This is a genomic window from Sinorhizobium sojae CCBAU 05684 (genome assembly GCF_002288525.1).
In the GTDB taxonomy this organism is placed as follows: Bacteria; Pseudomonadota; Alphaproteobacteria; order Rhizobiales; family Rhizobiaceae; genus Sinorhizobium; species Sinorhizobium sojae.
The window spans coordinates 1838303-1863467 of the sequence record NZ_CP023068.1 but is presented as its reverse complement, the minus strand read 5'-3'; the positions used below and the strand labels follow the sequence as shown (position 1 = coordinate 1863467).

Here is a 25165-nt window from a genome sequence, read left to right as displayed (position 1 = left end):
TGTGGCCTCAGGCGACGCTTACGCTCGGGACGAAATCCGAAGAGTCCGTCGGGGTATAGTTGAAGCTGATATTGCCCCAGGTATCGAGGGCTGCTTCCAGCGGTTTGCACCACTTCGCCGCCGCCCGCAGAATCTCCGGGCCTTCATGGGCGATGTCACGGCCCTCGTTGCGGGCGAGCACCATGGCTTCCAGCGCGACCCGATTGGCGGTGGCCCCTGCCTGGATGCCCATGGGATGACCGATGGTGCCGCCGCCGAACTGCAGCACGACGTCGTCGCCGAAAAGATCGAGCAACTGGTGCATCTGGCCGGCATGGATGCCGCCTGATGCCACCGGCATGACCTTCTTGATATCCGCCCAGTCCTGCTCGAAGAAGAGGCCGCGCGGAAGGTCGACCTCGTTCTTCATTTCGCGGCAGACATTGTAGTAGCCCTGCACGGTCAAAGGGTCGCCCTCGAGCTTGCCGACGGCGGTGCCGGCGTGCAGGTGGTCGACGCCGGCGAGGCGCAGCCATTTCGCGATCACGCGGAAGGAGATGCCGTGGTTCTTCTGCCGCGTATAGGTGCCGTGACCGGCTCTGTGCATGTGCAGGATCATGTCGTTCCGTCGGCACCACTCCGAGATCGATTGGGTTGCCGTCCAGCCGATGATGAGATCCACCATGACGATCACAGACCCGAGTTCCTTGGCGAACTCGGCACGGCGATACATCTCCTCCATCGTGCCGGCGGTGATGTTGAGATAGTGCCCCTTGACCTCGCCGGTGACGGCGGAGGCGTGGTTGACGGCCTCCATGCAGTAGAGGTAGCGATCGCGCCAATGCATGAAGGGCTGCGAATTGATGTTCTCGTCGTCCTTCATGAAGTCGAGACCGCCCTTCAGACCCTCATAGACAACGCGCCCATAGTTCTTGCCCGAAAGCCCGAGCTTCGGCTTGGTGGTGGCGCCAAGCAGCGGCTTGCCGAACTTGTCGAGCCGTTCACGCTCGACGACGATGCCGGTCGGCGGGCCCTTGAAAGTCTTCACGTAGGCGACGGGCAAGCGCATGTCCTCGAGCCGTGCCGCCTTCAGCGGCTTGAACGAGAAGACATTGCCGATGATCGAGGCCGTCAGATTGGCGATCGACCCTTCCTCGAACAGGATCAGGTCGTAGGCGACGTAGCAGAAATACTGCCCCGGCGTCCCAGGTACAGGATCGACCCGGTATGCCTTGGCGCGGTATTGATCGCAGGCCGTCAGGCGATCGGTCCAAACAACCGTCCAGGTGGCTGTCGAGCTTTCGCCGGCAACGGCGGCGGCCGCCTCGATCGGGTCCACCCCGTCCTGGGGCGTGATCCGGAAGAGCGCAATCAGGTCGGTGTCCTTCGGCTCGTAGTCTCCGTTCCAATAGCCCATCTGCGCGTATTTGAGCACGCCGGCCTTGTAGCGCTCTTTGCCCTTGATCTCTGTCTTTGCATCGGCGTTCATGACACAGTCCCTTTCTATGGGTGATGTGATTAGGCGGCTTGCGATCGCGCCGTCTGGGGTTTCAGGGATCCGCTCGCGTAGCGGCGGGCCATCTCGGACAACGGTACGGTCTTGATGCGGGAGGCGTTGCCGGCGGTGCCGAAAGCCTCGAAGCGGGCCTTGCAAACCGCCGACATGGCGTCCATGGCGGATCTCAGGAATTTGCGTGGATCGAATTCGCTGCGGCTGGTGTCGGCGACGCGGCGAAAGGCTGCGGCTGCCGCCAGGCGCAGATCCGTGTCGATGTTGACCTTTCGCACGCCGAAGCGGATGCCTCGCACGATCTCCTCGACCGGCACGCCGTAGGTTTCCCGCATTTCGCCGCCATGGGCGTTGAAGACGTCCTGCCACTCCTGCGGCACGGACGAGGAGCCGTGCATGACGATGTGGGTATCCGGCAGCCGGTCATGGATTTTCTCGATCACGTCCATGGCGAGCACGTCGCCGGTCGGCTTCCGGGTGAATTTGTAGGCGCCGTGCGAGGTGCCGATGGCGACAGCCAGCGCATCGACCCCGGTCTCGGTGACGAAACGGGCGGCTTCATCCGGGTCGGTTAAAAGCTGCGAACGATCGAGCGCACCTTCGAAGCCATGGCCGTCCTCGGCTTCACCATGGCCGGTTTCGAGCGATCCGAGGCAGCCGAGTTCACCCTCGACCGAAGCGCCGACCATATGAGCGAGGCGGCTGACTTCCGCAGTGATCGCGACGTTATAGGCGTAATCGGCAGGAGTCTTTGCATCCTCCGTCAACGAGCCGTCCATCATCACCGAAGTGAAGCCGTGCTGGATCGCCGTGAGGCAGGTCGCGACATTGTTACCGTGATCCTGATGGATGCAGAGCGGGATGTCAGGATACATCTGCTCGAGCGCTTCCATCATCTTGGCGAGCATGATGTCGTTGGCATAGGAGCGGGCGCCGCGCGAGACCTGCAGGATTACAGGAGCGTCGCAGGCCCGCGCCGCTTCCATGATCGCCAGCCCCTGTTCCATGTTGTTGACGTTGAATGCCGGGACGCCATAGGTGTTTTCGGCGGCATGGTCGAGCAATTGGCGAAGCGTGATACGGGCCATTGGGTCAAGCCTCCTTCAAATGATCTGATGACGTGTTTGCCCGGCTGCGGATCGGTCCGGGTGCTCCTGAGCGGCTTCTCCCCGGACCCCCTGCAGACAGCTTCAAAGCTTCGGCGACGATATGGTCGGCAGTGATGCCGAAATGGCGGTAGAGATCTCCGGCCGGTGCCGATGCGCCGAAGCCGATCATGCCGACGAAGATGCCGTCCGGCCCCATCCAGCGATCCCAGCCGAGGCGGCCGGCCGCTTCGATGGCAATGCGCGGGGCATCTCCAAGGACCTGCTTCTGATACGGTGCATCCTGGGCCTCGAACTTCTCCCAGCAAGGCATGGAGACCACCGCCGCTTCTATGCCATTCTCGGCCTGCAAGCGCTGCGCAGCGGCGATGGCGATCTCGACTTCGGATCCGGTGGCAAGGAGTGTGATGTCGCGAGGTCCGCGCGCTTCCTTCAGGACATAGGCGCCGAGCGCCGACAAATTCTCGTCCCCGTCCGTCTGGCGCAGCATCGGCAGCGCCTGCCGCGACAGGGCAAGGACGCTCGGCGTCCTCTTCTCGCCAAGCGCGATCTCCCAGCATTCTGCCGTCTCGATGATGTCGGCGGGCCGAAAAACATTGAGGTTGGGGGTGGCACGCAGCATGGCCAGATGCTCGATGGGCTGGTGGGTTGGTCCGTCCTCGCCCAGACCGATGGAATCATGGGTCAGCACATAGATCACCGGCAGGCCCATCACGGCGGAGAGACGCATCGCGCCGCGGGCATAGTCGGAAAACACCAGGAAGGTGCCGCCATAGGGAATGAAGCCGCCATGCAGGGCGATGCCGTTCATGGCGGCCGCCATGCCATGCTCGCGGATGCCATAGTGCAGGTAGCGGCCTTTGAAATTGCCCGGCGAAATGTGCTGGGTTTGCGAGGTCATCGTCAGGTTCGAACCGGTCAGATCGGCGGAGCCGCCGACCGTCAAGGCCGTCGCGCCATTGATGACCTCCAGGGCCATCTGCGAGGCCTGCCGCGTCGCAACCTTGGTGGCTCTTTTGCGATGCGCGGCTCGGAATTTTGTCAGCAGATGGGTGACCTCTCCGTCCAGCTGCCGCCCGGCGGTCTGTTCGTACCGCTTTTTCGAACGCGAAGCGTCGAGCCGGATTTCCCATGCCTCGCGGGCCATCCGCCCCCGCACCGCCACCCTTTCCCAAGCGGACTTAATCTCGGGCGGAACGAAGAAGGGCGGATGGGGCCAGCCAAGCTTTTCGCGTGTCGCGGCGATTTCCCTGTCGCCGAGCGCCGCCCCATGGGTCTTGTGCGACCCTTCCATGCTGGCCGCCCCCTTGCCGATCCGGGTACGGCACGCAATCAGCGATGGCTTGCGGGTCCGTCGCGCCCGCTCGAGCGCCTTCGCCACGGCCTCAGGATCGTGGCCATCGACGGCTTGCGCATCCCATCCGGCTGCGCGGAATCGCGCAAGCTGGTCCATGGACGTGGAGAGCTCGGTCGAACCGTCGATGGATATTTGGTTGTCGTCCCAGAGCACCACAAGCTTGCGCAGCTTCAGATGTCCGGCAAGGTCAATCGCCTCGTGGCTGATGCCCTCCTGCAGGCAGCCGTCACCGGCGACCACATAAGTGAAGTGATTGCAGAGCGAACTGCCGAAGCGGGCGGCCATCATCTGTTCCGCAATCGCCATGCCGACGGCGGTAGCGATCCCCTGGCCGAGCGGGCCGGTGGTGGTTTCGACACCGAGTGCATGGCCGTATTCGGGGTGACCGGCCGTCTTCGAGCCAAGTTGGCGGAAGGCCGAGAGCTCAACCATCGGCATGTAGGCAAAGCCGATCAGGTGATGGATGGAATAGAGCAGCATCGATCCATGGCCAGCCGACAGCACGAAACGATCGCGATCCGGCCAGTCGGGCAGCGAAGGGTCGATCTTGATGAAACGGTTGAAAAGGACGGTCACTGCGTCGGCCATGCCCATCGGCATGCCGGGATGACCGGAATTGGCCTTCTGCACGGCATCCATCGCGAGAAACCGGATGGCATCGGCCATGTTTTGTTCCGATGCGGCGGGACGGGTATCGATCTGCTGCGAAACATTCATGGTGTCCTCCTCACGACATTCGGTGTTTGCGCTCGAGCAGTTTGTGGATGAGCGGCGTGAAAATCAGCTGCATGGCGAGATCGAGCTTGTCGCCCGGCACCACGATGGAATTGGCACGCGACATGAAGCTGTTGTGCAGCATCGACAAGAGGTAGGGAAAATCGATGCTTTGCGGTTTGGCAAAGCGGATGACCAGGATCGATTCGGCGTGCGTTGGTATCCAGCGCGCGATGAACGGATTGGACGTATCGACGATTGGCACGCGCTGGAAATTGATGTCCGTCAGAGAAAACTGCGGACAGATGTAATGCACGTAGTCCGGCATGCGCCGCAGGATGGTGTCGGTTACGGCCTCTGTGGAGTAGCCGCGTGTCGCCTTGTCGCGATGGATCTTCTGGATCCATTCGAGATTGATTACCGGAACCACGCCGATCTTCAGGTCGCAATGCTGCGCGAGATTGACCGTGTCGGTGACGGCGCAGCCATGCAATCCCTCATAGAACAAGAGATCGCTGTCGCCGAACTCCTCCCAGTCGGTAAACGTGCCGGGTGCCGCGCCATATTTCGCGGCCTCGGCGTCGTCATGCACGTAGCGACGGGTGCGTCCGACGCCGCGCCTGCCATATTCTGAAAAGACACTTTCGAGGACTTCCAGCTCGTTCGCCTCTGCCGAAAAATGGGTGAAATCGACGCCCCTGGCTTTCTCCTCGGCTATCTTGCGGCGCATGCTTTCCCGGTCGTGGCGGTGAAAGGCGTCACCTTCGATGAAGGATGCGCGAATGTTCTCGCGCTTGAAGATCTTTTCGAAGGTGTCCTTGACGGTCGTTGTGCCGGCGCCGGACGAGCCGGTGATCGATATGATCGGATATCTGGCTGACATGTTGCTCTCCTCAGGCCCGAAACAGACCGCGCTTGCCGAAAAGCGGTGCGCGTTCGCCGATCATGTTCGGGTCAACGTGGTAGCGGGCGACGCGCGCTACCTCGCGACGCGAACCGAAAACCAGCGGCACGCGCTGGTGCAGGTTCTCCGGAACGAGATCGAGAATGCGGGTGACGGAAGTCGTGGCTGCCCCGCCTGCGTTCTCGATGATGAAGGCAATCGGGTTGGCCTCGTACACGAGGCGCAGCCGGCCTTGGCCGTAGCCCTTCCGTCCATCGGCCGGGTAGAGATAGATCCCACCCCGAACCAGGATCCGATAAGCTTCGGCGACCAGCGAGGCGATCCATCGCATGTTGAACTCCCGCTCGCGCGGCCCCTCCGAGCCCGCCAGGCAGTCATCGACATAAAGCCGGATCGATTCCTCCCAATGCCGGTAGTTCGACATGTTGATGGCGAATTCGCTGGTGCGGTCGGGAATGCTGATCGATTTGCAGGCCTCGACGAAACAGCCAAGCCGGCTGGAGAAGACGAAGATCTCCGTGCCCGTGCCCAGCGAGAGCACGAGCGCGGTTTGCGGTCCATAGAGGAAAAATCCCGCCGCCAGTTGCCGATTTCCGGGTTGCAGGAAGGACTGGGAGGGGTCCACGTCCGGCCCCTTGGCGGCGGGGAGCACTGAGAAGATCGTGCCGATGGTGACGTTGTTGTCGATGTTCGAGGAGCCGTCGAGCGGATCGATGGCAACCGCGAGGCGCGCATTCGGGTCGAGCAGGACAGGATTTTCCAGTTCTTCCGAGGCGTAGCATGCGACCGGTGCGCCCTGGACGCACGACAGGAACAGGTCGTCGCAAAGCACGTCCAAATCCTTCTGCAGATCGCCGTCTGTATTGCTGCCGCCGCTGGTGCCGTTGAACGTCGCGCCAAGCGCTCCCTGGTTGACGAGCTTACGGACTTCGAGCGCCGCCATGACGAGCCTTTGGACTACGGTGGCCACTTCCGCTGCGAGATCGTCACCGCGGGCCGTGAATGAAGCGAGATAAGCCTCGAGAGTTGCGCCTGACATTGATGTCTCCTCCCACGCGATGTCGGGGCAAGGATGGCGCAAACAGCGGGTTTGTAAAATTTATTGATTTGACTTTCTGCATTAGAAATATTTACCGTCCGAGACCATGCGCAATGTGACCTTTCGACAACTTCGCACCGTCGGGGCCGTTTGCCGGCTGGGGAAGATCAATCTTGCCGCGGATGCTTTGGGTCTGACCGGACCGGCGCTCACCCTGCAGATCCAGCAATTGGAGCGCGACGCCGGTGTCCCGCTGTTCGACAGGACGCGCAGCGGCATGGTTCCGACGGCTTATGGTCTAGCTTTCCTCGAAGCGGCACGGGCGGTCGAGGATAGTTTGACTGCCCTTGAGGATTCGATCAGCGCAATCAAGGGGCTGCGGACCGGCCGCTTGCGGCTAGGCGTGGTGTCGACCGGGAAATATTTCGCGCCGCAACTGATCGCCGCCTTCCGTCAACAAATGTCGGGTATCGAGGTTAATCTCTTCATCGGCAACCGTGCCGAGATCATCGCCAAGCTCCGGGATCACGAGATCGATATGGCGCTGATGGGACGACCCCCGCGAGATTTCGAGGTGCGCGCACAGGTATTCGGCGACCATCCACTGGTCTTCATCGCCCCCGCCGGCCACCCGCTCGCCAGCGTGCTGGAGATCTCGCGGGAGCGGATTGCGCAGGAGCAGTTTCTGGTGCGCGAAAAGGGCTCGGGGACCCGAATATCGCTTGAGATATTCCTGAGCGATACGCCCCACAAGCTCGAGGAAGTCGGCACCGAAATTGCCTCGAACGAGACGATCAAGCAGGCCGTCATTGCCGGTCTGGGGATTGCCTTCATCTCGGCCCACACCATCGAGCAGGAGGTGAAGCTCGGCCGGCTCGTCGTTCTCGACGTCGTCGATACGCCGATCCGCCGGCAATGGTTCAGCGTATCGCGCTCGGACCGAGCCACTACTCCAGCAATGCAGGCTTTCGAGCGGTTCCTGCTGGCATCGGGCGCGCGCTATCTGCCGGTGGTCAGCAAACCCTATCCGGCCAACGCGTTCGGCTAGGCCGAGGAAACTCTGCGTCGAATGCTGCGGCCGAGATAACGACGTTTCCGCCCGCTCGTCGCGCGCCTCCTTGCGAGGGGGACCAGTGTCGACCGACACCTTGGTCTTAATTGCGGTGCCCCTGAGCGGTTGATACCATCTTGCACAGAGGAAGATTTGCGTAACGTCTGCCGGGCTGAAAGCCAGCTGATGAGCGAGGTCTCTCTGACCAGACCATTTAGGCGCGGCGACCAGGCAGATTGCGGGAAACCCGGCGACGGCGACGCCGGGCCATGCCGGGCGGCGGAAGCCGCTCCGGCTCTTCACCCAAGCAGAGCTCTCCTGGGCGAAGCTTGTACAAGTGTCCGACCGGTTTGCAATTGCGCCGGCAATTCAGGGGTGGACACACCCGTCTGGACCAATGGAGGAGACATGTCCTGGCATAAACCGAAATTCATCGAAGTCAGCTGCGCGATGGAAATCACCCGCTACGCTCCCGCGGACGGGGATGAGCCGATCCTCTTCTAGCGCATCGGCCCGAAATTCTTCAAAGACTTACAGCGCCATTGCGCGCCCTCAAGGACGCACGGCGCTGTAAGGCCCAGCCACCCGAGGGTTGGCCAGCAACATCCGACGTCGGGTTCCGCCCGACTGGAAAAACGCTCGGGTATCCCGGTGAAGAAAACGTCCGATTTTCGCATCATCGTTCTGGGGGCCGCTGCCGGCGGTGGTCTCCCGCAATGGAATTGCGGCTGCCTGAATTGTTCCATGGCCCGCGATCCAGCCTCCGGATTGGAACCCCAGAGCCAGTCGTCGCTTGCCGTCAGCCTCGACGGAGAGGTCTGGGCCGTTCTCAACGCCTCTCCCGACATCCGCCAGCAGATTTTGCACAATCGCGCCCTGCAGCCGCGACGCCTGCGCCATTCACCGATCGAGAGCGTCGTGCTGACAAGTGGCGACATTGATCACCTGGCCGGCCTTCTCGTGCTCAGAGAGAAGCAGGCTTTCATTCTTTATTCGACCGGGACCGTCGGCCGGATCATTGCGGACAATCCGGCCTTTCAGGTCCTCGACCCGGAAATCGTCTCAAGAAGAACCGTCGCCATCGAGGAAGCTTTCGCCCCGCTTTCGGGGCTCGAGGCCCGGCTTTTTGCCGTTCCCGGCAAGGTGCCGCTTTTTCTCGAAGACGGTGAGCCGGAGCTCGGCGTCGAGGGCGAGCACACGGTCGGCCTGGAGCTCACGGCCGACGGCAGGCGCGTATACTACATTCCGGGCTGCGCGATGGTGAACGAGGCCCTTGCTCAGCGCCTCAGCGGCGCCGATGCGCTATTCTTCGACGGTACTGTCTTCCATAACGACGAGATGGTCGCCACCGGCACGGGCAACAAGACCGGCCGCCGCATGGGCCACATGCCGATTGCCGGCGAAGGCGGCAGCCTCGACGCCCTCGGCGACCTCGACATCCGCAGAAAGATTTATGTCCACATCAACAACACGAACCCGATCTGGCGGGCTGGAGCCGAGCGCGAGCGCGTGGAAGGCCGCGGCTTTGAAGTCGGCTTCGACGGCATGGAGGTCCGACTTTGACGATGGCAGTCGACAAGACGACGACGGACAGAGAGGCCCTTCACGCCCGCCTTCTGGAGATCGGTAACCAGCGCTATCATGACAAACACCCCTTTCACGTGATGCTGCATGGCGGCCGCGCTTCGACGACGCAGGTTCGCGCCTGGGTCATCAATCGCTACTATTACCAGAGCCGCATCCCGATGAAAGACGCGGCTTTTCTCTCGCGCTGCGAGGATCCGGAACTGCGCCGGGCTTGGCGCTCCCGCATCGAGGACCATGACGGCGGCCTCGACGAGGGCGGCGGCATCCGGCGCTGGCTGCGCCTTGCAGAGGCCGTCGGTCTCGATCCCCAATACGTCGCTTCCACAAGGGGCGTCCTATCTGCGACCCGCTTTGCCGTCGACGCCTATGTGGCGTTCGTGCGCGAGAGGCCGCTCATCGAGGCCGTGGCCTCCTCGTTGACAGAGCTTTTTGCACCGAAGATCCATTCTGAACGCATCACCGGGCTGCTGGAGCACTATGCCTTCGCCGACGACGCGGCCCTCGCCTATTTCCGCCAAAGGTTGAATGAGGCGCCGCGCGACGTCGAGTTCGGCCTCGCTTATGTCCTGGGTCACGCCGACACGCGGGAGAAACAGGACGCCGCCGCAGCGGCGCTCACCTTCAAGACGGACGTCCTCTGGGCCCAGCTCGATGCGCTTTACTTCGCCTATGTCGTCCCCGGCCGCATTCCGCCGGGGGCCTGGGACGGCCGCGAGGGGGTCGCCCGCGAGCCGACAGCGAAGGAGGCCGCGGAATGAATGTGCAGGCGCCGCTGATCTCCGGCTCGAGCGTCGTCAAGCTGGCGCGCGGCGTCAAGCTCCGCGAGGATCCGGTTCGCGGCCACATGGTGCTCCTCGCACCGGAGCGGGCGATGGCGCTCGACCAGATCGCGGTCCGGATCGTGCAGGCGCTTGACGGCGAGCGAACGCTTGCGCGGATCGCCGCCGACTTTGCGGCCGAGTTCGAGGCCCCGCTCGCGGAGATCGCCAACGACGTCGAGGCTTTCGTCCGCGAACTTTCCATTCGCCGCATGCTGGAGTTCGTCGAATGAGCGATGCTAGAACCGCCCCCGCGGGTGCCGCCCGCACCCGTTCGCGACCACCGCCGCCCATGGCGATGCTGGCGGAACTGACGCACCGCTGTCCGCTTGCCTGCCCCTACTGTTCGAACCCGATCGACCTGACGAAGGCGAGCGAAGAGCTTGCGACCGAGGAATGGATCGGCGTATTCGAGCAGGCCGCCGATCTCGGCGTGCTGCATCTGCATCTCTCCGGCGGCGAGCCCGCGGCCCGCCGGGATCTGGTCGAGCTGACGCGAGCTGCGGTTTCCTTCGGGCTCTACTCCAATCTGATTACTTCGGGTGTCGGTTTGACCGAAGAGAGGATCTATAGCCTAGCCGAGGCCGGACTCGATCACATTCAGTTGTCCATTCAAGGCATTTCCCCGGAAGGTGCCGACCGGATCAGCGGATACAAGGGCGGTTATGACCGAAAGATCGCCGTCGCCGGTTGGGCGATCGAGGCGGGCATCCCGCTGACGCTGAACGCCGTTTGTCACCGGCAGAACATGGACGAGATCGACGCCATGATCGAACTCGCGATAAGGCTGAAAGCGCGGCGCATCGAGGTTGCCACGGTGCAGTTTCACGGTTGGGCAGAGCGCAACAAAGCGGCGCTGATGCCGACACGCGAGCAGGTCGAGCGTGCAACCGAAACCATCACTAAGGCGCGCGAAAAATACAAGGGCATATTGGTGATCGACTACGTGCCGGCAGACTATTACTCCAGCTATCCAAAGGCCTGCATGGGCGGCTGGGGCCGGGTCGGTTTGAACGTCACGCCTTCGGGACGGGTGCTGCCCTGCCATGCCGCCGAAACCATTCCAGGCCTTTCCTTCGAGACGGTGCGCGGAGCCCCGCTTTCCGAGATCTGGTATGAGAGCGCCGCCTTCAATGCCTATCGCGGCGAGGACTGGATGCCGGAGCTCTGCCGGAGCTGCGAGCGCAAGAAGGTTGACTTCGGCGGCTGTCGTTGCCAGGCGCTGGCGCTTGCCGGCGACGCGGGCGCAACGGACCCGGTTTGCATCCGATCGCCGCTGCGCCAACATCTGACGCGGGAAACGGAACGGTATCCGGCAACCTCATCGATGGGCTTCATCTATCGCGGGCGGTAGTCGAGATCTAGCGCATCGACCCGAAAATCGGACCCGATTTTCGGAAGGCTCGATGCGCAGATTCAAAGCGTTACGGCGACCTTTGCGCGTCTGAAAAGACGCGCGGCGCTGTAGGGCGAATTCGAGCGTTTGACCGGTCAGCACCGCGCTCCTGTCGAAGCTCCAGCCACGGATGGCCTCTCGGCAATCGAATCCTCACGCGCCTTCGAGTTGCACGTTGGACAGTTGCAGCCAAGGCGGATTGTCGGCGTACATCTCGCGAATGAGCTGCTTGATCTCTTCGATCCTGCCTTTCGCATCGTCGCGCCGGAAGCTCATGATGATCGGCGAGGTGGCGTTCTCGTCCTTGATAGTGCGGTAGCACACGTCGTCGGGCCTTTGCCGCTGCGACGCCGCCGGAATGACGCACAAGCTCATTCCGGCCGCCACGATACCCAATGCGGTCTGAATTTCTCGGACCTCTTCCACGCTGCCAGGCGAAATGCCTTGCTCGGTCAACATGTTGAGGATCTCGTCGGCAAAGCTTGGACGCGGCGCCGACGGATAGACAATCAGCGGTTCACCCTCCAGTTCGGAAAGCGCGATCGGGTCGGCTGAGAGCGATTTCGGATGCCCTTTCGGGAACGCGACGACCAGTCGCTCCTCGCGAAGCGTCAGCCTCTCGACCTCCCTGTCGTTGAAGCGAACCCGGCCGAAGCCGAGATCGATCCGCCTCTCCTTGAGAGCGGTGACCTGCTCGGTCGACATCATTTCCCTGATCTCGATGTCGAGATCCGGCCAGCGCATGCGCATGCGGCGGACGAGATCCGGCATGCCGCCATAAAGCGTCGAGCCGACGCAGCCGATGACGTAACGCTCCCGTTTCGACAAGCCGATCTTGCGCGCCTGCTCGCGCATGTGCTCGATCCGGGCCATGATCTGTCCGGACTGCTCGTAGAAGAAGCGCCCGGCCTCCGTCAGATCGAGCGGGCGGCTCGAACGGTCGATGAGCAGGACGCCGAGCTCGTCTTCCAATTGCTGGATCTGCCGGCTGAGGGGCGGCTGTGCGATATGCAGGACTTCCGCGGCGCGCGAAAAGTTCCGCTCGCGTGCGACCGCAAGAAAATAGCGCAGCTGTCTCAGCTCCATAATTATACCTTTCAGGTATCAAATCCAACTTATATAGTTTTGGACTGATTTTAAAGTGGACGCTAATTTCCTTGCAATCAAGGGAGGAAAGCCTGGTGTCTACCGAAATCCGCATCAGCGCGATCGAAACAATTATACTTGATCTGCCCACCATCCGGCCGCATCGGCTGTCGATGGTGACCATGAACCGGCAGAGCATGACCATCGTCCGCGTCCGCTGCTCCGACGGCTGCGAAGGGCTCGGGGAGGGGACGACGATCGGCGGTCTCGCCTACGGACCGGAAAGTCCTGAAGGCATGAAGTTGACGATCGACGAGTATATCGCGCCGCTGCTGATCGGCCGTGACGCAACGCGCATCCAGGCTGCCATGGACGCGGTCGTCAAGGCGGTTAAGGGAAATCACTTCGCCAAATGCGCGGTCGAGGCGGCGCTCATCGATTGCCATGCGCGCCGCCTCGGCCTGCCGATGTCGGAACTGCTCGGTGGGCGGCGGCGCGACAGCCTTCCCATCGCCTGGACGCTCGCCTCCGGCGACACCGCCAAAGACATCGACGAGGCGCAAGCCATGCTCGACCGGCGGCGGCACAAGGACTTCAAGCTGAAGATCGGCGTCAAATCGATTGAAGAGGATATCCGCCATGTGGGCGCCGTCCGCAAGGCGCTGCCCGCCCTCGCATCCATCCGCGTCGACGTGAACATGGCGTGGCGCGAGCGGGAGGCACGCAACGCGATCGCAGCTCTGGCCGATGCCGGCTGTGTGCTCGTCGAGCAGCCGGTGCAGGGGATCGCATCGCTCGCCCGGCTGCGGCGGACTTCCCCGATCGCCGTTATGGCGGACGAGGTCCTGGTCGGGCCTGAAAGCGCGCTCGAGGCGGCGACTGCGCGAGCTGCCGACGTGTTCTCGATCAAGATCGAGCAGGCGGGAGGGTTGTTCGCCGCCGCCCGGGTGATCGCCATCGCGGAAGCCGCAGGCATCAGCATCTATGGCGGCACCATGCTGGAGGGGCCGATCGGCACGATCGCCGCCTCTCAGTTGATGGCAGGCGTCAAGGAACTGGAATGGGGCACCGAGTTCTTCGGTCCCCTGCTTCTGACCGAGGAGATCCTGGAGGAGCCGCTTCGCTTCGAGAACTTCGAGCTGCAATTGCCAAAGGGGCCGGGGCTCGGCGTGGCTCTTTCGGAAGAAGCCGTCAATCGCTTCCGCAGGGACGGTAAACACGCTTCGACCTTGCGTGTGGTGGGGTGAGATCATGCTGTTTCATGTCGAGATGACCGTCAGTCTGCCGCACGATCTGTCATCGGACGTCGTTGCGGAGCTCAAGGCCACGGAACGCGAGCGGGCGCAGGAACTGCAGCGTTCCGGCAAATGGCGCCATCTTTGGCGCGTGGCCGGCCGCTACGCGAATGTGAGTATTTTCGATGTGAGCGGGCCAGGCGAACTGCACGAGGTTCTGTCCACCTTGCCGCTCTTTCCCTTCATGGACGTCAAGGTCGCGCCGCTCTGTCGGCACCCTTCGTCGATCCGCGAGGACGATACCTAGAACATTTATCTGCGGTGCTCCCGGGAGGACGGGAACCGTACCAGTTTCCAAAGCAATCCGAGGAGGAATGAACATGAACGTGAAGATTTTCGACAGGCCGGACATTCAGGAGTTTCTGAAGGTCCTCAGCGGTTTGGACAAGGCCGGCGGCAACCCACGCGTCAAGCAGATCGTCCATCGAATTATGTCCGATCTATTCAAGGCGATCGATGATCTCGACATCACGCCCGACGAATACTGGACCGGCATCGCCTGGCTCAATGAAATCGGTGCCGCCGGCCAGGCTGGCCTGATCTCGCCCGGTCTCGGCCTTGACCATTTCCTCGACGAGCGTCTCGACGCGATCGATGAGGCCCTTGGCATCGACAATCCGACCCCGCGCACCATTGAAGGCCCGCTTTACGTGGCGGGCGCGCCCGTGTCGCATGGCTTCGCCCGTCTCGACGACGGCACCGACGAGAACGGCCACACCCTCATCATGCATGGCATCGTCTATGGAGCCGATGGCAAGCCGCTGCCGGGCGCCGCGGTGGAAGTGTGGCACTGTGACACCCGCGGCTTCTATTCGCACTTCGACCCGACCGGAAAGCAGGCGCCGTTCAACATGCGTCGGACGATCATCGCCGACGAAAACGGCTGTTACAAGTTCCAGAGCATAGTGCCGCATGGCTATGGCGTGCCGCCGGGCAGCCCGACCGAGCAGCTGCTTTCCGCGCTCGGACGCCATGGCCAGCGTCCGGCGCATATCCACTTCTTCATCAGCGCCGACGGCCATCGCAAGCTGACGACCCAGATCAATATCGACGGCGATCCGCTCGTCAATGACGATTTCGCCTATGCAACGCGCGCCGGTTTGGTTCCGGCCGTCATCGAGCGAACCGACGAGGCCAGCATCAAAGCCAACGGCCTGAGCGGTCCGTTTGCGGAGATCAAGTTCGACATCCATCTGACGGCCATGGTGAACGGCGTCGACAACCAGATCAACGAACTGCGCAAGCGCGCGGCCGCCTGAGCGGCGAGGCCGGCGGCCCCGATCGGGTCGTCGCCAGCCTTGATAACCATCGTCATCAACGACTTAGTTGCAAAAGTTGCGCCTGGTAGCGCGCACTTTGCGGGAGATAGGTCATGTCTGCGATCATCGACAAAGCCAGGGACCTCGATCACCTGCTCGCCACCGCCGTGCAGGACGACAAGGAAACCGGCAAATTCCGCTGCCGACGCGACATCTTCACCAACGAAGACCTTTTCGAACTGGAGATGAAGCACATCTTCGAGAGCAACTGGGTCTATCTGGCCCATGAGAGCCAAATCCCGGAGAACAACGACTACTACACGACCTATATCGGTCGCCAGCCGGTGGTCGTCACCCGAGATAAGAACGGCGAACTCAACGCGGTCATCAACGCCTGCGCCCATCGCGGCGCGATGCTGTGCCGGCGCAAGCACGGCAACAAGGGCAGTTTCACCTGTCCTTTCCACGGCTGGACCTTCTCCAACACCGGCAAGCTGCTCAAGGTGAAGGACGAGAAGACGACGCAGTATCCGCCCCAGTTCGCGAAAGACGGTTCGCATGACCTGAAGCGCGTTGCGCGTTTCGAAAGCTATCGCGGCTTTCTGTTCGGCAGCCTGAAGGAGGACGTGGCCTCGCTCGAGGACTTCCTCGGCGAGACGAAGGTCATTATCGACCAGATCGTCGATCAGGCGCCGAACGGGCTGGAAGTACTGCGGGGCAACTCATCCTACATCTACGACGGCAACTGGAAGCTGCAGATGGAGAATGGCTGCGACGGCTATCATGTCAGCTCCGTGCACTGGAACTACGCCGCGACGATGGGGCGGCGCAAGGAAGAGGGCACGAAGGCCGTCGATGCCAACAGCTGGAGCCGTTCGGTCGCGGGCGTTTACGGTTTCGAGAACGGCCATATCCTGTTGTGGACGACCACGATGAACCCGGAGGTTCGTCCGGTCTACAACCACCGGGACGAGATCAAGGCACGCGTCGGCGAGGACAAGGCGGATTTCATCGTCAACCAGACCCGCAATCTCTGCATTTACCCGAACGTGTTCCTGATGGATCAGTTCAGCACGCAGATCCGCGTGACGCGCCCGATCAGCGTGGACAAGACCGAGATCAGCATCTTCTGCTTCGCGCCGAAGGGCGAAAGTTACACCGACCGCGCGCTGCGCATCCGCCAGTACGAGGACTTCTTCAATGTATCCGGCATGGGCACGGCCGACGACCTAGAAGAATTCCGTGCCTGCCAGGCGGGTTATGCCGGCACGGCGGCACTCTGGAACGACCTTTCGCGCGGCGCGCCGCTCTGGATCGACGGTCCCGACGAAAACGCGAAGAGAATGGGCATCGAGCCGCTGCTGTCGGGCGAGCGCAGCGAGGATGAGGGGCTGTTCGTACGCCAGCACGAATATTGGGCCAAGGTGATGCGGCAGGCGCTCGTCGCCGAGAAGAAGGGAGCCGTCGCATGAGCGCTTCGCACGAATCCATCTGCGCGTTCCTCTACCGGGAAGCGCGCCTTCTGGACGATCGTGAGTGGGACGAATGGCTCACTTGCTATGCGCCGGATGTGACCTACTGGATGCCGGCATGGGACGACGACGACCAGCCTACCGAAGACCCGCAGTCGCAGATCTCGCTGATCTACTATCCGAACCGCGACGGCCTCGAAGACCGGGTATTCCGTATCAAGACCGAGCGTTCCGGCGCCTCGACGCCGGAGCCACGCACCAGCCACAATGTCACCAATGTCGAAATGCTCGAGGATCGGGGCGACGAGGTCGACGTGCGCTACAACTTCCACACGTTGAACCATCGCTACAAGGTCACCGACCAGTTCTTCGGCACCATGTTCGTCACGCTGCGCAAGAGCGGCGCCTGCTTTCTGATCTCGAACAAGAAGATCGTGCTGAAGAACGACTACATCCGCCAGGTCATCGACGTCTATCACATTTGACGGGCGTCGCCGGCCGGCAAGGGGAGCGATGAGGAGGGTTCCATGGCCAGCTACAGGATTGCATTGAACTTCGAGGACGGGGTGACCCGCTTCATCGAATGCAAGGACGGCGAGAAGGTGCTCGATGCCGCCTTCCGCAACAAGATCAACCTGCCGATGGACTGTTCCGACGGCGTGTGCGGCACCTGCAAGTGCCGCGCCGAGAGCGGCAGCTACGACCTCGGCGACGACTTCATCGACGATGCGCTGACCGCCGACGAGGCCGAGAGCGGTCTCGTGCTGACCTGCCAGATGAAGCCGGCCTCGGACTGCGTCATCGCCGTGCCGACGACATCGGTGGCCTGCAAAACCGGGCAGCAGAAATTCGCCGCTATGATCGCACGGGTGACGCCGCACAACGACTCGGCGATCGTGTTGGAGCTGGATGTCGAAGCCGCCGTGCCCGCCTTCCTGCCCGGTCAGTACGTCAACATCGACGTGCCGGACAGCGGCCAGAGCCGATCCTATTCGTTCAGCTCGGCGCCGGGCGAGCAGCGGATCGGCTTCCTCATCAAGAAGATACCGGGTGGGCTGATGAGCAACTGGCTGGAGCGCGCCGAGGCCGGCACGAAACTCGAGCTCACAGGTCCGCTGGGGAGCTTCTACCTCCGCGACGTCCGGAGACCGCTTCTGTTCCTCGCCGGTGGCACGGGCCTCGCGCCGTTCCTGTCGATGCTGGAAGTTCTAGCGCGCACAGGGTCGGAACAGAAGATCCACCTGATCTATGGCGTGACACGTGATTTCGATCTGGTTCTCGTCGACGACATCGAAGCCTATGCGGCGCGCCTGCCAAACTTCAGCTTCACGACGGTGGTCGCCGAGGAGGCTTCCAGCCATACGCAAAAGGGCTGGGTCACCCAGCACATGCCGGCCGAGGTGCTTCATGGCGGCGATGTCGACGTCTATCTCTGCGGGCCCCCGCCGATGGTCGAGGCCGTGCGCAGGTATTTTGACGACAACGGCGTGAAGCCCAACAGCTTCCACTACGAGAAGTTCACGCCCAATGCAGTCGTGAAGGAGGCCGCATGAGCGCGCCGCGCTTCAATGGCCGCTTTAGCGGCAGGGTGCTGGTGGTGACCGGTGCCGCGCAGGGAATCGGTCGCGCGGTGGCAATCCGGGCTGCGGAGGAGGGCGGTAAGGTCGTGTTCGTCGACCGCGCCGACTTCGTCGCCGAGGTTGCAGCCGAGGCGCGGGACGCCGAAACCGCGGCATTCAACGCCGATTTGGAGACCTATGAAGGCGCGGCTGCCGCCATGCGCTTTGCCTCCGAAACGTTCGGCGGCATCGACATCCTGATCAACAATGTCGGTGGGGCGATCCGCATGCGTCCTTACGCGGAATTCGAGCCGCAGCAGATCGACGCGGAGATCCGCCGTTCGCTGATGCCGACGCTCTACTGCTGCCATGCGGTGTTGCCGCACCTCTTCGCGCGCGGCGGCGGCACCATCGTCAACGTGTCGTCGAACGCCACGCGCGGCATCCATCGCGTGCCCTATTCGGCAGCCAAAGGCGGCGTGAACGCCATTACTCAGGCGCTCGCGATGGAACTGGCGGAACGCAATATCCGCGTTGTCGCGACTGCACCGGGCGGCACGGAAGCGCCGCCGCGCCGCGTCCCGCGCAATGCCGCCGGCGACACGGCGGAGGAGGAGGCCTGGATGGGCGACGTCGTCCACCAGGTGAAGCAATCCAGCTTCTTGAAGCGATACGGGACCATCGAGGAACAGGTGGCGCCGATCCTTTTCCTGGCCTCGGACGAGGCGTCCTACATCACCGGCAGCGTGCTGCCCGTGGCCGGGGGCGATACCGGCTGATTTTTCAACATGCGTAGCAACTCGGGGAGGAGCGATGATGCGCACTATCGATGTGAATGAAGCAATCGACAACAATCCATTCGGGGGATTCCAATGGTTGGTGGTGGGGCTCTGTGCCCTGCTGCTGATCGTCGACGGCTATGATGTCTTCGTTGCGGGCACCGTTCTGCCGACGCTGATCGCGGAATGGGGCCTAAGCAAGCCGCAGGCCGGCGCGCTGCAGGCATGGGCTCTGTTCGGCATGATGTTCGGCGCGCTTGTTTTCGGACCGCTGGCGGACAGGATCGGTCGAAAGAAGGGCATCGCGATCAGCTTCATGCTGTTCACCGTTTCTACCCTTCTCACCGGCTTCGCCAACTCGCCGGATCAGTTCAAGGTCTTTCGCTTCATCGCCGGTATCGGCTGCGGTGGATTGATGCCGAACGCCGTGGCGCTGATGAACGAATATGCACCCAAGCGCCTTCGCGGCACCATGGTCGCCCTGATGTTTTCGGGCTACTCGGTTGGCGGTATGGTTGCGGCGGGCCTCGGCATCGGCCTCATCCCGCAATATGGCTGGAAGCCGATGTTCTTTGTTGCCGCCCTGCCGCTGCTTCTGCTTCCGGTCGTCCTGTGGAAGCTGCCTGAATCGCTCGGCTTCCTCATCCGTCAGGGCCAGCAGGAAAAGGCGAAGCGGATCTATGGCAAGATCGATCCCTCTGCACGCCTTGGCGACGACGACAGGCTGGTCTTCGCCGAAACCAACGGCGCCTCGGCATCGGTCGCTGAACTGTTCCGCCACCAGCGCACGCTGCGCACCCTCATGCTGTGGGTCGCCTTCTTCTGCTGCCTGCTGCTCGTCTATCTCTTGTCGTCCTGGCTGCCGAAGGTGCTGCAGGAAGCCGGCTATGCCGAAAAGGCCAGCCTCTTGAGCCTCTTTTCCCTCAACTTCGGCGGCATGTTCGGCGCGATCGCGGGCGGCTGGCTGGGCGACCGGTTCGGCCTGCCGAAGGTGGTGGTCGGTTTCTTCGTGGCGGCTGCCGCATCGATTGCGCTGATCGGCTTCAATCTACCAGCAGTGCTGCTGTTCCTGATCGTGTTCGTTGCCGGCGCCACCACAATCGGTACGCAGATCCTGCTCTATGCCAGCGTTGCGCAGCTCTATAACCTCTCCGTCCGCTCCACGGGGCTGGGCTGGGCATCGGGCGTCGGCCGCATCGGCGCCATTGTCGGCCCCACTCTGGGCGGCGTGCTGCTGGCGATGGAATTTCCGCTCCAGCAGAATTTCCTGATCTTTTCCATCCCGGCGGCGGTCTCGGCTCTGGCAATGCTGGTATTCGCGATCAGCAACGCGCGCCGCGCCGGCGCCGTGCAGCTAGCCGCGGCATAACTGAGCACGGCCGATCGCATGTGCCAGACCGCTGGTCATCCGAATTTGAAGCAGCGCCGGGCCAACCCGGCGCTGTCGATCACCCTTCTGCCGAGGGTCCATATCGTGAGTACTTGACCTATGCCTTTCCTAGAACTTCCCAGTCATCGCCTCCATTACCGCATCGACGGCGATACGGATGGGTGCCAGAGCAAGCCCTGGCTCATGTTCTGCAATTCGCTCGGCACCGACCTGCACATGTGGGACGCGCAGGTGGCTGGGCTGCGGCCGCATTTTCGCATGCTGCGGTACGATCGTCGCGGTCACGGCCTGTCGTCGGCTCCACCGCCGCCATACGGTCTGTCCGATCTCGGCAATGATGCGCTCGCGCTGCTCGATGCGCTTAAAATAGAGCGAGTGCATTTCTGCGGCCTTTCTATCGGCGGCCTGACAGGGCAGTGGCTGGGCATTCATGCCGGATATCGCCTTGCCAAGATCGCTCTGTGCGCGACATCCGCGAAGATCGGTACCGGCGAACACTGGATCGAGCGATTGGAGGCCGTGCGGGGGAGCGGTCTTGCGGCACTGACCGCCGCCACCGCCGAACGCTGGTTCACCCCGGCGTACAACACCGTCGAACCCGGCGCTGTCGGCAAGGTGCTCGACAGCTTTGTCGCGACGTCGATCGATGGCTATGTCGGCTGCTGTGCGGCTCTGGCCGGGGCCGACCTACGTACTGATATCAAGCGGATCGCCAACCCCGTCATGGCCGTTTCCGGCGATGACGACCCGGTGTGCCCGCCATCCGACCTGGAAGATATTGCTGCGCGCGTGCAGCAGGGCCGACATCTGTCGTTGCCGGGCCGCCACGTCGTCAACGTCGAATCGGCACAGGCATTCAATGTCGCACTTCTCGGATTTTTCGGGTGCGGAAGCTTCGTCCCACCGAATTGTTCTGAGATGCAGTAGGATTGACTGTTAAAAATATATCCAATATTCTGGATATATGGATGAAATTCAAACGATCGTGGCTCTTGCCGCCCTTGCCCAATCCACTCGCTTGAGGACGTTCCGGCTGCTGGTCGAGCGGGAACCGGACGGTATCGCCGCCGGCGAACTGGCCAGGCTGGTCGATGTGCCGCAGAACACGATGTCGGCACATCTTTCGACGCTCGCCCAGGCGGGGCTGGTCCGGGGCGATCGGCAAAGCCGTTCGATCATTTATCGCGCCGATCTCGATCGCTTCCGCGCCGTGATGCTCTACCTGCTGCAAGACTGCTGCGGCGGCAATGCGAGCCTCTGCGCGCCATTGATTTCAGATTTGACCCCATGCTGCGCTCCGAGGGAAGCGCAGACACGTTGAGCCAACCGGGAGAGCGCCCATGAGCGACAAAGTCTACAATGTCCTCTTTCTGTGCACGGGCAATTCGGCCCGCTCGATCATCGCCGAAGCCATTCTGAACCGGCTCGGAAGCGGTCGGTTCCGCGCCTATTCGGCCGGGTCCTATCCGAAGGGAGAAGTGCATCCGTTCGCCTTGCAGCTTCTCAAGGGACTGAATTACGACACGTCGTTCGCGCGTTCGAAGTCCTGGGACGAGTTCGCGGTTCCCGGCGCGCCGCAGATGGATTTCGTCTTCACCGTCTGCGACAACGCGGCCGCCGAGGCTTGTCCGGCCTGGCCCGGCCAGCCGATGACGGCCCACTGGGGCGTGCCCGACCCGGCGGCGGCCGAGGGCAGCGAAACCGAGCGGCATTTCGCTTTCGCCGAGACATACCGAATGCTGAACAATCGCCTCTCGATATTCACCAGCCTGCCGATGATCAGCCTGGACAGGCTTGCCCTGCAGAGGCGACTTGACGAGATCGGTCGCGATGTTCCGAAGGCGGGCTGACGCATGACGTTCGATATGAAACGCCGCCTCGCGGCGGAATTTCTGGGCACGGCCATCCTGGTCGCTACCGTCGTCGGCTCGGGCGTCATGGCCGATCGCCTCTCGGATGACGTGGCCGTGTCGCTGCTCGGCAATACCATACCGACGGGTGCCATCCTCATCGTCCTGATCAGCATCCTCGGTCCGGTCTCCGGTGCGCATTTCAATCCGGCGGTGACGATCGTGTTCGCGGCCAGGCGGGAGATCGAGCCGCCCGCCGCGGCGCTCTACATCCTGTCCCAAGTTGCGGGCGGCCTTGCAGGAATGCTTGTCGCCCATGCCATGTTCGAGCTGGATATCTTCCAGGCGTCGCAAACGGTTCGCACTGGCGGCGGCCAATGGTTAGCCGAGACCGTCGCAACCTTCGGTCTGGTCTTCACGATCCTGGCGGGATTGCGCTTCCGCGGCGATGCCATTCCGTGGCTCGTCGGCCTCTATATCACGGCGGCTTACTGGTTCACCGCCTCGACATCCTTCGCGAACCCCGCCGTTGCGATCGCCCGGGCGTTCACGAACACCTTTGCGGGCATCCGCCCCGGGGATCTGCCCGGCTTTGTTCTGGCCGAAGTGCTGGGGGCGCTCCTCGCAGCCGCCGTTGCCGGTTGGATGCTCGCCGAGCGGAGCGCCTCGATTTCTCAGATTGCGGTCAAGGGAGCCGAATGACCATGGACGTCACCATCTACCACAACCCCGATTGCGGCACGTCGCGCAACACATTGGCGCTGATCCGCCACGCCGGCATCGAGCCGAAGGTGGTCGAATATCTGAAGACCCCGCCTGGCCGCGAGGAGCTTGCCGGCATGGTCCGCGGCGCCGGCCTTTCGGTCCGCGAGGCGATCCGCGAGAAGGGCACGCCCTATGCGGAGCTCGGGCTCGACGATCCGTCGCTTTCCGACGACCAACTCCTGACGGCAATGCTCGAGCATCCGATCCTCATCAATCGGCCGTTCGTCATCACCCCTTTGGGCACTCGGCTGGCGCGTCCGTCGGAAGCGGTTCTCGACATCCTGCCCGCCGATGCTTTCAAGGGGCCGTTTGTCAAGGAGGATGGCGAAGCGGTTCTGGACGGGGAGGGGCGGCGCATTGTCTGATCTCCCGGCCGCCGATCCGCGCTGTCTGCGCGCGCCCGATGCCGAGGCGTTGCGGCCGGCATTCTCGACGCATCCCCCGCGCATCCTTGTCCTCTACGGGTCGCTGCGCCAGGTGTCCTATTCTAGGCTTCTGGCGGAGGAGGCGGGGCGGTTGCTGGAGTATTTCGGGGCCGAGGTGCGCTTCTTCGACCCTTCGGGGCTGCCGCTGCCGGACGACGCACCGGCAAGCCATCCAAAGGTCCAGGAACTCAGGGAACTCTCCGGATGGTCCGAAGGCCAGGTCTGGGTGAGCCCGGAGCGCCATGGGACGATCACGGGCATCATGAAGGCCCAGATAGACTGGATACCGCTTTCGATCGGGTCGATCCGGCCGACCCAGGGCAAGACCCTCGCCGTCATGCAGGTGTCGGGCGGCTCGCAGTCCTTCAATGCGGTGAACACGCTACGCCTGCTCGGTCGCTGGATGCGCATGATAACCATTCCCAACCAGTCCTCGGTCGCCAAGGCCTACCAGGAATTCGAGGCGAACGGACGCATGAAGCCGTCTTCCTATTATGATCGGGTCGTCGACGTCTGCGAGGAACTCGTGAAATTCACGCTGCTGACCCGCGACGCTTCAGGTTACCTCGTTGACCGATACAGCGAACGCAAGGAAGACGCTGAGAAGCTGGAACAGCGGGTCAAGCTCAAGTCGGTCTAAATCAGGCGGACAATCCTGCTCCGGCAGTGCCTATCGCCCGGCGGCAGCGAAATGAGACCTGTCCACACGCTTCCTTGTGTCCGAAGGGTATTCCCCATAGGTCGTTCGGTATGCGGATGAGAACCGTCCGGAATGAAAGAAGCCCCATTTCAGGCAGATATCGTTCACGGTCTGATTATTCCCGGGGTCGAGCAGGTCCTGCCGCGCTGCCCGCAAACGGAGCATCGTCAGATAGGCGGCAGGCGTCGTGTCCCTGAAGGCGCGAAAGCCCATCTGGAGCGCTCGGACGGACACGCCGGACGCTTCGGCTACCATGGGCATGGTGATCGGCCGATTGATGTTGGCCTGCATATATTCGATGGCGCGACGGACATGCCGGGGGGCAACCAGGCAAGGCTTCTTGTCCAGCAGATGCGACAGCTGGTGGGGAACAAGGCGCACCACCAGATCGGCCATTGCATGGGTGAGATGTGCCATCGCGATCGGGGAGCGCAGCAATGGACCATTGTCGCGCATGCCGTCCATCATCGTCGCCGCCAGGCTGGCGATTGTCTGGCCGGCCGGGGTGGCCAGGTCCAGCTCCGGCAACAGATCCAGGGAGCCCTTGAGCGGCACCTCAAAATTTTGCTCGATGGCCTGCAGGATGACGGGCCAATTGATCAGGAGCTCATCGATCACATTCGATCGACCATACATCAGGACACTGTTCGGCTCGAAATTGTTATAGAGCAACAGCTTTCCCCGTCCCGCCTCGGCGGTGCGCGGCCCATAGGTCACCCCCATGCCGCCACTTCGCGGAATCACGATCGACAAATACTCTGCCGTATCGCGGGTCGGCTCGATGTTGAACTGAAACTCGTCCTGATGATAGCCGCTGAGCATCACAGCATTGTCACAGGCGGCGAAGTCAATCCCCCAATGGAAATCCCGGGCTTTCCCAATGGGCTCGGCGTTGAACGCACCGAAAGCGCCTCCGAGCGTTTCGATCATGTTGTCGAAGGACGAGCCGCGAAACCGAAACGAGAATTGCGCACTGCTGTCTTCTGCCATGGATCCCCAATCCGGAATGTCGCGTATTCGGCTTCGTCTTGCGGCTCGGCGGCATAGCCAAGCACAGCCCGCCCTCGGCTGGCCCGAATGTCAGCCGAGGGCGCATCGGCTATAGATTAGGGGGAAATGTGGCT

At 62.4% G+C, this 25165-nt stretch carries 27 protein-coding genes; 20 read left to right on the top strand and 7 right to left on the bottom strand.

Going from position 1 to position 25165, the window contains the following annotated elements; genetic code table 11:
• Positions 1 to 7: 7 nt before the first annotated feature.
• Genes SJ05684_RS26395 through SJ05684_RS26375 form a run of 5 tightly spaced genes read right to left on the bottom strand, consistent with a single transcriptional unit; the run spans position 8 to position 6609 of the window.
• Positions 8 to 1468 carry a form I ribulose bisphosphate carboxylase large subunit gene (locus SJ05684_RS26395; protein ID WP_034856399.1) on the bottom strand — a complete coding sequence of 487 codons (1461 nt, stop codon included), beginning with the start codon at positions 1466 to 1468 and terminating at the stop codon, positions 8 to 10.
• A 29-nt stretch (positions 1469 to 1497) separates the two neighbouring features.
• Positions 1498 to 2577 carry a class II fructose-bisphosphate aldolase gene (gene fba / locus SJ05684_RS26390; RefSeq protein WP_034856398.1) on the bottom strand — a complete coding sequence of 360 codons (1080 nt, stop codon included), beginning with the start codon at positions 2575 to 2577 and terminating at the stop codon, positions 1498 to 1500.
• A 4-nt stretch (positions 2578 to 2581) separates the two neighbouring features.
• Positions 2582 to 4669, bottom strand: coding sequence for a transketolase (gene tkt / locus SJ05684_RS26385; RefSeq protein ID WP_244426663.1), 2088 nt, complete (start codon positions 4667 to 4669; stop codon positions 2582 to 2584).
• A gap of 10 nt (positions 4670 to 4679) precedes the next feature.
• A complete protein-coding gene (locus tag SJ05684_RS26380; protein WP_034856397.1) occupies positions 4680 to 5549 on the bottom strand; it encodes a phosphoribulokinase in 870 nt (289 codons plus the stop codon).
• Positions 5550 to 5559: 10 nt separating this feature from the next.
• Complete coding sequence (locus tag SJ05684_RS26375; RefSeq protein ID WP_034856395.1) at positions 5560 to 6609, bottom strand: class 1 fructose-bisphosphatase; 1050 nt, start codon at positions 6607 to 6609, stop codon at positions 5560 to 5562.
• 106 nt (positions 6610 to 6715) lie between these two features.
• Between SJ05684_RS26375 and SJ05684_RS26370 the strand changes: the two genes are divergently transcribed.
• From SJ05684_RS26370 to pqqE, 6 genes are all read left to right on the top strand, one after another.
• Entirely contained in the window at positions 6716 to 7657 is a 942-nt protein-coding gene (locus tag SJ05684_RS26370) for a LysR family transcriptional regulator (protein WP_034856394.1), read from the top strand.
• Between the two features lie 411 nt (positions 7658 to 8068).
• Complete coding sequence (pqqA, locus tag SJ05684_RS26365; protein WP_026187092.1) at positions 8069 to 8164, top strand: pyrroloquinoline quinone precursor peptide PqqA; 96 nt, start codon at positions 8069 to 8071, stop codon at positions 8162 to 8164.
• Positions 8165 to 8311: 147 nt separating this feature from the next.
• Positions 8312 to 9223, top strand: coding sequence for a pyrroloquinoline quinone biosynthesis protein PqqB (gene pqqB, locus SJ05684_RS26360; protein WP_034856391.1), 912 nt, complete (start codon positions 8312 to 8314; stop codon positions 9221 to 9223).
• Between the two features lie 2 nt (positions 9224 to 9225).
• Complete coding sequence (gene pqqC, locus SJ05684_RS26355) at positions 9226 to 10005, top strand: pyrroloquinoline-quinone synthase PqqC (RefSeq protein ID WP_034856389.1); 780 nt, start codon at positions 9226 to 9228, stop codon at positions 10003 to 10005.
• Positions 10002 to 10298, top strand: a complete 297-nt coding sequence (gene pqqD, locus SJ05684_RS26350) for a pyrroloquinoline quinone biosynthesis peptide chaperone PqqD (RefSeq protein ID WP_034856387.1) — start codon at positions 10002 to 10004, stop codon at positions 10296 to 10298. The genes pqqC and pqqD overlap by 4 nt, the downstream gene beginning before the upstream one ends.
• The gene (pqqE, locus tag SJ05684_RS26345; RefSeq protein WP_034856386.1) at positions 10295 to 11419 is read left to right on the top strand and encodes a pyrroloquinoline quinone biosynthesis protein PqqE; all 1125 of its coding nucleotides are present in this window, start codon (positions 10295 to 10297) and stop codon (positions 11417 to 11419) included. Before pqqD ends, pqqE begins: the two co-directional genes overlap by 4 nt.
• Positions 11420 to 11614: 195 nt before the next feature.
• Here pqqE and SJ05684_RS26340 read toward each other — a convergent pair whose 3' ends face one another.
• Positions 11615 to 12547, bottom strand: coding sequence for a LysR family transcriptional regulator (locus tag SJ05684_RS26340; protein WP_034856385.1), 933 nt, complete (start codon positions 12545 to 12547; stop codon positions 11615 to 11617).
• 95 nt (positions 12548 to 12642) lie between these two features.
• Between SJ05684_RS26340 and SJ05684_RS26335 the strand changes: the two genes are divergently transcribed.
• The 14 genes from SJ05684_RS26335 to arsH all read left to right on the top strand — a co-directional run bounded on the left by SJ05684_RS26335 (position 12643) and on the right by arsH (position 23981).
• Positions 12643 to 13794: a muconate/chloromuconate family cycloisomerase gene (locus tag SJ05684_RS26335; RefSeq protein WP_034856384.1), complete on the top strand. Its 1152-nt coding sequence runs from the start codon at positions 12643 to 12645 to the stop codon at positions 13792 to 13794.
• Between the two features lie 4 nt (positions 13795 to 13798).
• Positions 13799 to 14089 (top strand): muconolactone Delta-isomerase, encoded by a 291-nt coding sequence (gene catC / locus SJ05684_RS26330; protein ID WP_034856383.1) that lies wholly within the window; start codon positions 13799 to 13801, stop codon positions 14087 to 14089.
• A 73-nt stretch (positions 14090 to 14162) separates the two neighbouring features.
• Positions 14163 to 15101, top strand: coding sequence for a catechol 1,2-dioxygenase (gene catA, locus SJ05684_RS26325; RefSeq protein WP_034856382.1), 939 nt, complete (start codon positions 14163 to 14165; stop codon positions 15099 to 15101).
• Between the two features lie 113 nt (positions 15102 to 15214).
• The gene (locus tag SJ05684_RS26320) at positions 15215 to 16573 is read left to right on the top strand and encodes a Rieske 2Fe-2S domain-containing protein (protein WP_034856379.1); all 1359 of its coding nucleotides are present in this window, start codon (positions 15215 to 15217) and stop codon (positions 16571 to 16573) included.
• Positions 16570 to 17058, top strand: coding sequence for a benzoate 1,2-dioxygenase small subunit (gene benB / locus SJ05684_RS26315; RefSeq protein ID WP_034856378.1), 489 nt, complete (start codon positions 16570 to 16572; stop codon positions 17056 to 17058). The genes SJ05684_RS26320 and benB overlap by 4 nt, the downstream gene beginning before the upstream one ends.
• Positions 17059 to 17100: 42 nt before the next feature.
• On the top strand, positions 17101 to 18126 hold the full coding sequence (gene benC / locus SJ05684_RS26310; RefSeq protein WP_034856376.1) for a benzoate 1,2-dioxygenase electron transfer component BenC: 1026 nt from the start codon (positions 17101 to 17103) through the stop codon (positions 18124 to 18126).
• Entirely contained in the window at positions 18123 to 18911 is a 789-nt protein-coding gene (benD, locus tag SJ05684_RS26305) for a benzoate diol dehydrogenase BenD (protein WP_034856375.1), read from the top strand. The genes benC and benD overlap by 4 nt, the downstream gene beginning before the upstream one ends.
• A 37-nt stretch (positions 18912 to 18948) precedes the next feature.
• A complete protein-coding gene (locus tag SJ05684_RS26300) occupies positions 18949 to 20280 on the top strand; it encodes an MFS transporter (protein WP_034856417.1) in 1332 nt (443 codons plus the stop codon).
• Between the two features lie 120 nt (positions 20281 to 20400).
• A complete protein-coding gene (pcaD, locus tag SJ05684_RS26295) occupies positions 20401 to 21228 on the top strand; it encodes a 3-oxoadipate enol-lactonase (protein WP_034856373.1) in 828 nt (275 codons plus the stop codon).
• Positions 21229 to 21265: 37 nt separating this feature from the next.
• Positions 21266 to 21622, top strand: a complete 357-nt coding sequence (locus SJ05684_RS26290) for an ArsR/SmtB family transcription factor (protein ID WP_034856371.1) — start codon at positions 21266 to 21268, stop codon at positions 21620 to 21622.
• A 19-nt stretch (positions 21623 to 21641) separates the two neighbouring features.
• A complete protein-coding gene (locus tag SJ05684_RS26285; protein ID WP_034856370.1) occupies positions 21642 to 22151 on the top strand; it encodes an arsenate reductase ArsC in 510 nt (169 codons plus the stop codon).
• 3 nt (positions 22152 to 22154) lie between these two features.
• A complete protein-coding gene (locus SJ05684_RS26280; RefSeq protein WP_034856368.1) occupies positions 22155 to 22853 on the top strand; it encodes an aquaporin in 699 nt (232 codons plus the stop codon).
• On the top strand, positions 22850 to 23281 hold the full coding sequence (arsC, locus tag SJ05684_RS26275) for an arsenate reductase (glutaredoxin) (RefSeq protein ID WP_034856367.1): 432 nt from the start codon (positions 22850 to 22852) through the stop codon (positions 23279 to 23281). Before SJ05684_RS26280 ends, arsC begins: the two co-directional genes overlap by 4 nt.
• Positions 23238 to 23981: an arsenical resistance protein ArsH gene (gene arsH / locus SJ05684_RS26270; protein ID WP_034856365.1), complete on the top strand. Its 744-nt coding sequence runs from the start codon at positions 23238 to 23240 to the stop codon at positions 23979 to 23981. The genes arsC and arsH overlap by 44 nt, the downstream gene beginning before the upstream one ends.
• A gap of 30 nt (positions 23982 to 24011) precedes the next feature.
• Here arsH and SJ05684_RS26265 read toward each other — a convergent pair whose 3' ends face one another.
• Positions 24012 to 25031, bottom strand: coding sequence for an AraC family transcriptional regulator (locus SJ05684_RS26265; RefSeq protein WP_034856364.1), 1020 nt, complete (start codon positions 25029 to 25031; stop codon positions 24012 to 24014).
• Between the last annotated feature and the right edge of the window lie 134 nt (positions 25032 to 25165).